We start from the raw sequence: 11607 nt of genomic DNA, 5'->3' as shown, positions 1-11607 counted from the left end.
GCCCCGCCCGACGCCCCCCGCCGACTGCTGGGCTCCCTGCTCCGGCCGCGTCGGCGGACCGTCGTCCTCGCCGCCGTCCTCCTGCTGGTGCAACAGGTCGCCGTGCAGGCCGGACCGATGCTGGTGGCCTACGCCATCGACCGGGGCGTGCCCGCCGCCGTCGCCGGCGACCACGGGCCGCTGGTCACCGTCGCCGTGCTCTACGCGATCTCCGCGATCGCCTCCGGTCTGCTGATGAACGGCTACCTGCGGGTCGCCGCCCGGGCGGCCCAGGCGGTCCTGCTGGACCTGCGCGGACGCATTTACCGGCACGGCCAGGCGCTGAGCCTGGACTTCCACGACCGCTACACCTCCGGTCGGTTGATCTCGCGCGCGACCAGCGACGTGCAGGCCCTGCGCGACCTGCTCGACGAGGGCCTGCAGGACCTGCTCATCGTGGTCGTGTCGGTGGGGTACATCGGCGTGCTGCTGATGTGGCTGGACCTCGGCCTCGGCGGGCTCGCCCTGGCCTCCCTGGTTCCCGTGTGGGCGCTGGTGCGCAGCTACCGGCGGCGGGCCGGGGTGATGTTCTCCAAGCGCTCCACCGCCATCGCGTCGGTGATCGTGAAGTTCAACGAGACCCTGAACGGCATCCGTCCGGTCAAGGCCTTCCGCCGCGAACGGCACAACGACGCGCACTTCGCCGGACTCAACGACCGCCACCGCCGGCTCAACGGCGACACCATCCTGGAGATGGCCCGCTTCGTGGTGCTGGCCCGGCTGACCGCGAACGTGGCGATGGCCGCGATCGTCATGTGGGGCGCTTACCGGGTCGCGACCGACGCGCTCGCCCTGGGCGCCCTGGCGGCGGGCGCGCTCTACATCAGGCGGCTCTTCGAGCCGTTGGACCGGTTCGCGATGATCCTCAACTACTGGGAGTCGGCCGCCGCCTCGCTGCACAAGATCGCCGGCCTGCTGGCCCAGCGGCCGGACGTCCCGGAGCCGGAGTCCCCGCGCCGCCTGCCGGAGCGGCCGGCCGGGCGGCCCGGTCGCGAGGTGGTCTTCGAGGGGGTGCGGTTCGCCTACCGCACCGGCGGCGAGGTGCTGCCGCGCTTCGACCTGACGCTGCCCGCCGGGCAGACCGTCGCCCTGGTGGGCGCCACCGGGGCCGGCAAGTCCACCCTCGCCAAGCTCCTGGCCCGGCTCTACGATCCGGTGGAGGGGCGGGTGCTGCTCGACGGCACGGACCTGCGGCACCTGGGGACCCCCGAGCTGCGGCGCGGGGTGGTGATGGTGACCCAGGAGGCGTTCCTGTTCTCCGGCTCGGTCGCGGAGAACATCGCGCTGGGCCGTCCCGACGCCACGCGGCGGGAGATCGAGGCCGCCGCCCGGGCCATCGGGGCACACGAGTTCATCGCCGCGCTCCCCGACGGGTACGACACCGACGTGCGCAAGCGCGGTGGGCGGATCTCCGCCGGACAGCGGCAGTTGGTCTCCTTCGCCCGGGTGCTGCTCGCCGACCCCGGCGTGGTGATCCTGGACGAGGCGACCTCCTCGCTGGACATCCCCGGCGAACAGGCGGTGCAGCGGGCCATGCACACCGTGCTGCGGGATCGCACCGCGGTGGTCATCGCGCACCGGCTGTCCACGGTGGAGATCGCCGACCGGGTGCTGGTCATGGAGGGCGGTCGGATCGTGGAGGACGGCACGCCGGAGGACCTCATCGCCGGCCGCGGGGAGTTCTCCGCGCTGCACCGCGCCTGGCGGGAGAGCCTGGTCCGCTAGCGGTCCGGTTCCGGGCACCCCGCGCCCTCGCGGGAAAGGGGCCCGTCCCCGCAACCCCTCGGGGTGCGGGGACGGGCCCTCGTGTCACACGGTGCGCCGGTCGGGCGCGGACCTCAGCGCAGCAGGACGCCGGCCTCGTGCTCCGGCACCTGCTCGATCTCCATGCTCGGCAGCGCCACCAGGCCCAGCTCGGCGTGCGAGGCGAGCCTCGGATGGGCGGGCAGGATCCGCACGGTGTACCCGAAGGGACCGGACCGGTCGAGCGTCAGCTCACCCTCGTAGGTCCAGCGACCCTCCAGGTCGGCGCCGCCCAGCGGCTTGAGCGGAATCACCCGGGGGTCGGCGAGGGTGTCGTTCTCGTCCACCCGGCCGGTCACCGCCTGCACCTGCACCGCGTCCGGGTCCAGACCGCCCAGCGCCACCCGCACCCGCAGCGGCACCACGCCGCCGAGGACCGGCGGCTCCTCGCCGGAATCCACGTGGTCCACGGAGACTCCGGGCCACTCCCGGCGCACCCGCTCCACGTACGCCGCCAACTCGCGGGCCGCGTCGGTGTCCAGCTCCCGGTGGGCGCGGGCCGCCGGGAAGTACAGCTCGCCGACGTACTCGCGCACCATCCGCTCCGCCAGGACCTTCGGGCCCAGCCGGTCGATGGTCGCGCGGACCATCTCCATCCAGCGCGCCGGCGGTCCGCCGTTGCCGCCCCGGTCGTAGAAGCAGGGCGCCACCTGCTCCTCGATCAGCCCGTACAGCGCGGCGGCCTCCACCGCGTCCCGCCACTGCGGGTCCCGGGCGGCCATGCCGTCGGCGGTGGGGATCTCCCAGCCGAAGTCCTGGTCGGCCCACTCGTCCCACCAGCCGTCCCGCACCGAGAGGTTGAGGCAGCCGTTGAGCGCCGCCTTCATCCCGGAGGTGCCGCACGCCTCCAGCGGGCGGATCGGGTTGTTCAACCACACGTCGCAGCCGGAGTACAGGAAACCGGCCATCGCCATGCCGTAGTCCGGCAGGAAGACGATGCGGGTGCGCAGCTTCGGGTCGTCGGCGAACTTCACCAGCTCCTGGATGAGCCGCTTGCCGCCCTCGTCGGCCGGGTGCGCCTTGCCCGCGACGATGATCTGCACCGGCCGCTCGGGGTGGGTGAGCAGCCTCTTCATCCGCTCGCGGTCGTTGAGCATGAGGGTCAGCCGCTTGTAGGACGGCACCCGGCGGGCGAAGCCGAGGGTGAGGACGTCCGGGTCCAGGACGTCGTCGATCCAGCCCAGTTCGGCGCGGGCCGCGCCGCGCTGCCGCCAGGAGACCCGCAGCCGCTCGCGCACCTCCTGGATCAGCCGCTCGCGCATCTCGCGCCGCAGCTGCCACAGGTCCGTGTCGGACATGTCGGCCGCCCGGACGTCGCGGATCGCGTCATCGGTCCAGGTGGGGGCGTGCACACCGTTGGTGATGGAACCGATCGGCACCTCGGAGGCGTCGAAGCCCGGCCACAACCCGGAGAACATCTCCCGGCTGACGGTGCCGTGGAGGGTGGAGACGCCGTTGCAGCGCTGCGCGGTGCGCAGCCCCAGAACCGCCATGTTGAAGGGGCGCGGCTGCCCCTCGGCGGTCGGCTCCCCGCCCGGCGCGGCGGTGCCCTCGGGCTCGCGCCCCAGCTCCAGCAGCCGGTCCCGGTCCAGCGAGGCCAGTTCGGCGTCCGGGCCGAAGTGCCGGGCCACCAGTTCCTCGGGGAAGCGGTCGATGCCGGCCGGGACGGGGGTGTGGGTGGTGAAGACGGTGCCGGCGCGGACGGCGCGCAGGGCGGCGTCGAAGTCCAGCCCCCGCTCCTCGCCCAGCTCCCGGATGCGCTCGGCCCCCAGGAACCCGGCGTGACCCTCGTTCATGTGGAAGACCTCGGGCTCGGCGTGCCCGGTGATCCGGCAATAGGCGCGCAGCGCCCGCACCCCGCCGATGCCCAGGAGCATCTCCTGGAGCAGGCGGTGCTCGCTGCCGCCGCCGTAGAGGCGGTCGGTGACGTCCCGCTCGGCCGGGTCGTTCTCGGCGAGCGAGGAGTCCAGGAGCAGCAGCGGCACCCGTCCGACGCGGGCCTGCCAGATCTGGGCGCCCAGGGAACGCCCACCGGGCAGGGTCAGGGCCACCCGCACGGGGGTGCCGTCCTCCTCGGCGAGGAGGGTCAACGGCATGGCGTGCGGATCGAGCACCGGGTAGTGCTCCTGTTGCCAGCCGTCGGCGGACAGCGTCTGACGGAAGTAGCCGTGCCGGTAGAGCAGACCGACACCGATCAGCGGGACACCGAGGTCGCTGGCGGCCTTGAGGTGGTCGCCGGCGAGGATGCCGAGACCGCCGGAGTACTGGGGCAGGGCTGCGGTGATGCCGAACTCCGGGGAGAAGTACGCGACGCAGCGCGGCAGTTCCACACCCTCGTGCTGGTACCAGCGGTCATCGGTGAGGTAGTCGCGCAGTTCCTCGGCTGCGACACCGAGGCGGCGGAGGAACCCGCGGTCGGCGGCCAGCTCGGCGAGCCGGGACGCGGAGACCGTGCTGAGCATCCGCACCGGGTCGCCCCCGGCCGCGGCCCACCCCTCGGGATCGACCGAGCGCAACAGCTCCCGGGTCTCGGGGTGCCAGGACCAGCGCAGGTTCAGCGCCAGTTCCTGGAGCGGTAGCAGGGACTCCGGAAGGACGGGACGAACGGAGAATCGACGAATGGCCTTCACCATTCGAAGGTAGCGGCGCGGACGGGCGTGTCGCGAGAGCTTGGGGCGGATTGGGCCGGCGGAGGGACGGTGTGTCGCCCGGGATCCGCGGGAGCGAACGCCGCGCCCCGGAGAGCGGACACGCGTGACGGGCCCGGAATCGCCGTGTTCGGCGGCGGGACCAAACCGTCGCCCGGTCGGGGAGTTGGTCGCGCCCGGGGTGTTCCGAGGGTTTTCGGTGGCTTTTCCTTCAAGGCGTGAAGCCGTCGATGGCCGGCCGATTTACGCTCCCACTCACCTGCCGGGGCCCCCTCGGGACACCCCGATCGGCCGTCACCCGACCGCCGGGGCGGCGGGAACCGGCGGTCGGGGCGGGGCCGGCTCACCCGATGGGGAGCCAGGTGCCGTCCCACAGATGCACGGGATTGCCGGGGGCGCCGCTGGTGCGGAACGGCCCGCCGTCGTGGCCCACCCGCAGCAGACCCGTGCCCGTGGCACCGCTCCACTCGACCTCCGGATACCAGGAGCAGTGGCACGTCTCGGTACGAACCTCCAGGCGCAGCACCAGCGGCTCTTCCTCGGTGATCCGGAACGGCAACCGGGGCGGGGGGAGCTCCTCGCCGGCCTCGCCGTCGAACCCCGCGGTGGGGACGGGAACCGGCCGGGCATCGTCCGGATCGACGGTGAAGGACGCCGGGGTCAGGGCCCCACCGCATCCCGCGTCCCCCGTGTAAACCGGCCAGTCCAACGGTTCCCCCCGCTCCACCACCCGCACGTGCAGCGCGTCCACCACCACCGACTCCCCGCCGTCCACACGCAGAGTGATCTCGACGATGCCGTGGCCGGCCGCGACGGCCCCCGTCTCGCGCACCCACGCCACGGCGTCCTGCGGCAGCGGGGGTTCGGGCACCTCCGCCGGCGGGGCGTCGACCAGGTAGGGATGGCCACAGCCCGTGGACCACACCTCCGGTCGGACCGTCCACACCGGCGGTACGGGGGAGTCCCGCCCGTCGGCCCGGCTCTCCGCGGCGGAGCCGCCGGAGTCACCCTCCTCCGGCCCCCCGACCCCGAGGGGGTTCGCCGTGACCACCCACACCGTCACCGGGGCGAGGAGCAGGAACGCCACCACCGCCCCGAGAGCCCGGGCCGGGAGGCGGGCTCCCGTCCGGGGCGGCTCATCCCCCGTGGAGGCCACCGGGACACCACCGACGGGGGCGGAGGGGGAGGTGGCACCGGGGTCCCCCTCGACGCCGTCGGACGCGTCCACGGCACCGCCGCCCGCCGGGGGTGACGCCGGAGCGGCACCCCTGCCCCGACGCCGGGCGTCATCGGCGAGGACCCACAGGCGGTGCAGTTCCACCAGTTCCGCCGGCTCGGCCCCGCACAGCCGGGCGAGACGCTCCACCGGCGCGTATTCCGGCGGGACGGCCTCGCCGGAGCAGTAACGGTGGAGGGTGGAGGTGCCCGGGTGCAGTTTCCGGGCCAGGGTGCCGTAGCCGAGGCCGGACCGCTCCTTGTACCGGCGCATGGCTCCGGCGAACTCCTCGATCGGCCGATCCCCCGTCGCCATCCCGTCGGCTCCTTCCCCCTCGGCCCCGGCACGCCGTTCACATGGTCCACGTGGACCGTGTGAACCACGGGGTTCATATGGTCCACGTCGTGCCCGGGGTTCCGTTCGCCCCCTTGTCGGGACGACGGGGTACCCACGACCGTACCGACCTCCCGCTCCCCGGCCGTCCGGGAAAGCAGGCGTTCCACGGCGGCGTTCCACCCCGTCGGTGTTTTCGCCGGTGGAAGGCCTTCCGGGTGTTCCGGTATCCCGTTCCGACGCCGTACCGGTGTGCCCCGACACGGCGCCGGTCATCCTCGGACCGAGGGCCGGGAAAACCCGGCCCCGTCATCGGATTCCGGGGGAAACCGTGCTCACCACCCGCTCACGAATCGCCGTCACCACCGGCACGCTGATCGCTCTCGCGGTCCCGACCCTTTCCTGGTCGGCCCGGGCGGACCAGCCGCCGACCACCGACTCGACCGCACCCGCCGTCCCGACGTTCCTCGAGCCGGGGGAACTGCCGCCGCACCCGTGGTCCGACTGGTACGCGGGGGAGGTCGGAGCAGGGCCGTCGGACGCGCCGTTGGCCTACATCGACCACCTGCTGCCGGAGGAGAACCTGTGGCACCGCCGCCACTGGACCGAGTACGACGCCGGGGCGCTGCAGGTCGTGATGGACGCCGGTGACCCGGACACCGCCGCCGAACTGACCGCGGGTCTGGAGGAGGCCCTGGCGAACGCCGCCGCCGACTGGCTGCGCGAGAACCCCGGCTCGGTGGCCGGCTGGGACGAGCACTGCGGTACGGAGGCCGGTGACTCCTCCGCCGTGTACAGCGTGCACACCGCCCCACCCATGGCCGGCACCTCGATCCACCTGTACGGCATCGGCCGGGTCGGGGAGCACGTCACCGTGGTCCAGTGGGGACAGATGGGGTCCTTGGGGGACGCCCCGGTGGAGGAGTTCCGTACCACCCTCGCGACGGCTCTGAACCACCTCGCGGCCGACTGACCCAGCGCCCGCGGCCCGATGCGGCGGCCCGCCGGTGATCAGCCGGTGGGCCGTCCCCGCCCCGGAACCCGGGACGGCGGGCACCGAGTAGGGGTCACCCGGTGGGGAAGTGTTCTTCCGCCCGGGCACGAAGACGCTCCCGGAAATCCTCCAGCCGTCGCGCGTCGGTCCCCGGTTCCGGGGGCAGGGAGTCGAGTTCCTCCACCATCGTATGGAAAAAGATCATCCCCTTCGCTCCGGCGCCACACAGGGCATCGATTTCTTCTTCCGCCTCATCCCATCGGGAGCAGGCACAGTGCACCAGTACCGAACCCGCCCTCCCGAGGTATTTCTCCATTCCGGCCCGCTCCACCCATTTGCTGAATTCACTCATTGCCCGTGCCCACCACTGTCGGGCCTCCCCCTCCTGCCCCATCACCCGATGCGTCAGGGCTATCTCGTAATATTTGTCTCCATTTTCCGGATTGATTTCAATGGCACGACGAAGGTCGGCCAGTGCGGCATTGTGGTTCCCCAGGGCCCGGTGGGTTCGACCCCGTGCGACGAGGGCCTGATCGGAGTTGGGATCAACTGCGACGGCATGGTTGAGGTCGACCATCGCGCCCCTGTGGTCTCCCAGCACTCCGCGCAACTGACCACGCATGATGAGGCCCCAGACGTTATCGGGGTCGAGCCGGACGGCATGATCGAAATCGGTGAGAGCGGCGCCGCACTTCCCCATCAGTTGATGGTTTTTCCCACGGGCGAGCCAGGGCCAGGCACTACGGGGATCAAAAGCGATGGCACGATCGAGGTCGGCCATCGCCTCGGCGTGGTCGCCCATGGCCCAGCGCAAATCTCCACGCCTGGCGAGAATCCATGAGTTGTCCGGGGCCAGTTCGACGGCGCGCTCGATGTCGATGAGGGCGGCAGCCTCGTCGCCCATCTGCTGATACAGCCGACTGCGGTTGTCATAAGCCCTTGCGTCGCAGGGATCGATCTCGATGACACGATCGAAATCGGCCATTGCCGCAGCGTAATCACCCAGAGTCTCGCGCATCAGTCCGCAGAATCCACGAATGAGGGCGATGTCGGATCCCAGTTCGGTGAGGCGGGGGAGATCGGCGAGGACTGCGGCGTGCTTGCCGAGGGCCTGGTGGACCTGAATTCTATGGGCATAGCCCCATGGAGCTTCCGGGTCGAGCTCGATGCCCCGATCGAAGTCGGCGAGGGCCGCGGCGTGGTCACCGAAAGTCTTCCGGCTCAGGCCACGACTGAGGTGGGACCAGGCGTCCTCGGGGTTGAGCTCGACGGCACGATCGAAGTCGACCATCGCGGCGTCGTGGTTTCCGAGGGCATCGTGGGTCCGGCCGCGGCCGATGTAGGCCCCGGCGTAGCCGGGTTCGAGGTCGAGGGCACGACCGAAATCGGCGAGGGCCAGGACATGCTCACCGAGGGCCTGCCGGCTTTCGCCGCGATCGGCGAGGGCCAGGGCATTGTCGGGTTCGAGGTCGAGGGCATGATCGAAATCGGTGAGGGCCCCGGCATGGTCACCGAGGGCCTGCCTGCTCTCTCCACGGGCCACCCGGGCCCAGATGTAGTCGGGATCAAGCGCGATGGCGCGGTCGAAATCCATGCGCGCCGCGGTGTGATCGGCGATGCCGACATACTGCCGGCCTCGGAGGGTGTGGGCCCGGGCCCGTTCCCTGACGGGGAGACCGGGTGCCGTGATCAGGTGTCCCAGAATGGCGATGCGGCCCTCCGCGTCCTCGGTTCGGGGTGTGAGGCGCGTCGCCCAGTCGAGGGTGGCCCGGTGGCCGCTCTCACTCCCGGCGCGGTGAAGCGCCGTGGCCCAGGCACTCAGGCTTTCCGAGCCCCGGGCGCAGGCCGGGATGGCGTCGGCCAACGCCTCGGGTAGGACCCGGTCGGGGTCGGCACACAGCAGGTGGTGGATCTCCGCGGTGCGGTGGGCGCGCCACCGGTCGTCGCCCCATTGTCGAGCGCCAAGAGTGATGAGGTGGACTTCGAGGGCCTCGCGTTCGCGGGCGTGGTGGTCGACCAGGCGGGTGTGGAGGTCACGCCAGCGGCGGGGGGAGCGGGTGCGGTGCAGGCGCAGCATCTGTTCGCGTACCAGTTGGTGGTAGCGGTAACGGCCGGCGTCGGCGGTCACGAACGGCAGGGTCCCCAGCCATCCGCAGCCCTCCTCCGGCCGGGCGTCGGCGAGAAGGAGTTGGTAGAGGTCCTCGTCGATCTCGGTCGGCAGGGCGCAGGCCAGGATGGCCTCCCGGCGGGCGGGGTCGCGCTGCCCGGCGAGGAAGCGTTCCACGGCCGTCTCGGCGGGGTCGCCGACCTGTCCGGGGTCGGTGGGGCGGGCTTGGGCGAGCATGTCCACCAGCACCGGCAGCCCCCCGGTCAGCCGCAGGATGGTCGCCACCACCGACTCCTCCACCACTCCGTGCCGGGCCAGCAGTTCGGTGGCCTCGGCGTCGGTGAAGGGCTCCAGCGACACCTGCACCACCTCCCGGACCATCTCCCCCCACACGCCCGGTGTCAACGCGCTCTGCCCGGCCATCACCGCGATCACGTTCAGCGGCAACTCCCCGTACCGCTCACCGGCCACCACATCGTGCACCCACTCCTCCACACCCGGGCCGATCCGCTCCCACACGTCGAGGATCACCACCACCGACCGCCGGTCCCGGGCCACCTCCGTCAGGTCCTCGATGAACACCGGTGTCAGCTCACCCACCGGATCCAGCACCAACTGCGCGTCCCGCCGATCCTTGACCCGCGTACGCACAGCCCGCGCCCAATCCAGGCCACGCGCCAGCTGATCGGCTCCGACCGTTCCGGTGGGATCACCCAACAGCAGTCCGGCACCGGCCAACACACCGCGAGCGGCCAACGAGGCGGGCGCCGAGGGCCCGCCCTCGCCTTCCGGCCCGACCAACGACGTGCTCTCCGCCTCCCGTCGCCGCTGCCAATAGGTCTCCAGCCGCTTGTCGAACTCCCTGAGCTCCGTTCCCTGCCGCTTCAGGTCCCGGGCGATCGCGGTCATCCCCGCCACCGGCCCGACCACCTCGTCCGTCAACAGCGCACACAACGCGCCCTGCTCCTCGGCCTGCCCCCTCCAGCGACGCACCAGCGTGGACTTCCCCACCCCCGCCTGACCGCGGACATGGAACACGAACTCGTAGTCGTCCGCCCCCGGATCACGCCGCAGATTCGCCTCGAACACCGCCAACTCCCCGTGCCGGCCCACGAAGTGCTCCCCCTGCCGCCGACGCAACCGCTCCCGACGCCCCACCGACCCACGTCCCGCCATCGACACCGCCCCCTCGCGGTCCGCTCCGATCGCCTCCCACACGGTTACCAGGCCCCCGGGCGTTCCGTCCCCGGAATCCGGGCAGCACCGGTCCTCTTCCGAACTGCCGGTCATACGACTGCCGTAGTTCGTCAGCGGATCATCGCCCGGTTGCCGTCTCCTCCTCGGATCGCCGGCGGGGGCCGTACCGGGTCCTGTGACGGCCGGGGCCGCTCCCCTCCCCCGGCCCGGACGCCGACGACCCCGGTCCCGCCGGCGGGGCCGGTGGGACCGGGGTCGTCGGGGAGAGGTCAGGGGGTGATCGTGGCGCAGGCGTAGCGGTCGCCGGCGTCCCCGGTGGCGAGGGTGGTCTCGTCGGGGCCGGGGCCGTCCGCGTCCTCCGACTGGTAACGGTCCGGGATGTGGGCGTAGTTGTCGGGGTCCTCGTGGAGGATCACCGCCACCCCCTCGGTGGGGAGGTCGTCGAAGGTGAAGCGGTCGGTGACGAAGGTGGCCTCCGCCGTTCCGTCCTCGGTGACCAGCAGGGACGGCATGTCACCGGGGTGCTCGGGGTGGTCGGCGTCGTCGGGGTTCCAGTGCCCGCCGGCGGTGGTGAACGCCCCGTCGGGGGCGTCGGCGTCGCACTCCGCCGTCTCGTGCAGGTGGAAACCGTGGAAGCCGGCGTCCAGCGTCAGGTCCGTCAGCGACACCTCTCCCCGGACCATGCCGTTCTGCTCGCTCAGCGAGAAGGTGCCGACGTTCTGCCCGTCGCGGTCGGTCAGATCGGCGGACAGGCCGTTCGAGGCGTCGTCCTGCTCCACCGCCGGCGCGGCGGCGGGGTCGGCGGTGGTGTCGGCCGCACAGGCCGTCATTCCGAGGAGGGCGACGGCCGCGATCGCGGTGGCGTGGCGGAACCGGGTGCCTCGTGTCATCGGGGATTCTCCCTGGCGTGGAGTGGGGAACGCCCGGAGGGCGTCCGGGCGTTCCCATCGATACCGCACCGGGAAGGGGCGAAACGCGCATCACGGACGGGGCGTTCGGGTGAGTCGGGGACAACCACCCGGTTGTCCCCGACTCACCCCTCGAACTCCCGCAAGCGCATTCGGGGCGATCGCTCACGGGTACAACCGGCAACCGTGGGAGGCATGGTGCGTGCCGGCCCGTCCCGGTCCCGTCCCGGGGTGCCGGCACCGCTCCGCCGCCCCGGACGGGAGGCCCCCACGGCGGCGCGGGTGACGGAAAACGGAGGAGGGAAAACGGAGAAGCCCGGCACCGCCCCGGTCACGCCCGCTCCTCCCCCGGCCGGGGGCCC

At 72.2% G+C, this 11607-nt stretch carries 6 protein-coding genes; 2 read left to right on the top strand and 4 right to left on the bottom strand.

Annotation, left to right across the window (positions count from 1 at the left end; genetic code table 11):
* The coding region (locus FOE67_RS06080) for an ABC transporter ATP-binding protein (RefSeq protein ID WP_182661228.1) at positions 1–1764 on the top strand (1764 nt) is incomplete at its 5' end.
* 113 nt (positions 1765–1877) lie between these two features.
* Here the strand turns inward: FOE67_RS06080 and glgP are convergent.
* Together glgP and FOE67_RS06070 are read right to left on the bottom strand one after the other, a co-directional pair.
* Positions 1878–4472, bottom strand: a complete 2595-nt coding sequence (gene glgP / locus FOE67_RS06075; protein ID WP_182661230.1) for an alpha-glucan family phosphorylase — start codon at positions 4470–4472, stop codon at positions 1878–1880.
* A gap of 361 nt (positions 4473–4833) precedes the next feature.
* Positions 4834–6021 carry a helix-turn-helix domain-containing protein gene (locus FOE67_RS06070; protein ID WP_182661226.1) on the bottom strand — a complete coding sequence of 396 codons (1188 nt, stop codon included), beginning with the start codon at positions 6019–6021 and terminating at the stop codon, positions 4834–4836.
* A 349-nt stretch (positions 6022–6370) separates the two neighbouring features.
* Here FOE67_RS06070 and FOE67_RS06065 point away from each other — a divergent pair, with 349 nt between their 5' ends.
* On the top strand, positions 6371–7012 hold the full coding sequence (locus FOE67_RS06065) for a hypothetical protein (RefSeq protein WP_182661223.1): 642 nt from the start codon (positions 6371–6373) through the stop codon (positions 7010–7012).
* 94 nt (positions 7013–7106) lie between these two features.
* On the opposite strand, the gene FOE67_RS06060 is transcribed toward FOE67_RS06065, so the two are convergent.
* Both FOE67_RS06060 and FOE67_RS06055 read right to left on the bottom strand, forming a co-directional pair.
* Positions 7107–10430: a tetratricopeptide repeat protein gene (locus FOE67_RS06060; protein ID WP_182661221.1), complete on the bottom strand. Its 3324-nt coding sequence runs from the start codon at positions 10428–10430 to the stop codon at positions 7107–7109.
* A 176-nt stretch (positions 10431–10606) separates the two neighbouring features.
* Positions 10607–11227: a superoxide dismutase family protein gene (locus tag FOE67_RS06055; protein WP_182661219.1), complete on the bottom strand. Its 621-nt coding sequence runs from the start codon at positions 11225–11227 to the stop codon at positions 10607–10609.
* Positions 11228–11607: the final 380 nt, after the last annotated feature.

The sequence above is a fragment of the Streptomyces calidiresistens genome (assembly GCF_014141525.1).
Lineage (GTDB): Bacteria > Actinomycetota > Actinomycetes > Streptomycetales > Streptomycetaceae > Streptomyces > Streptomyces calidiresistens.
The sequence above is the reverse complement of the archived record's forward strand: the minus strand, read 5'-3'. Positions and strand labels throughout refer to the sequence as shown.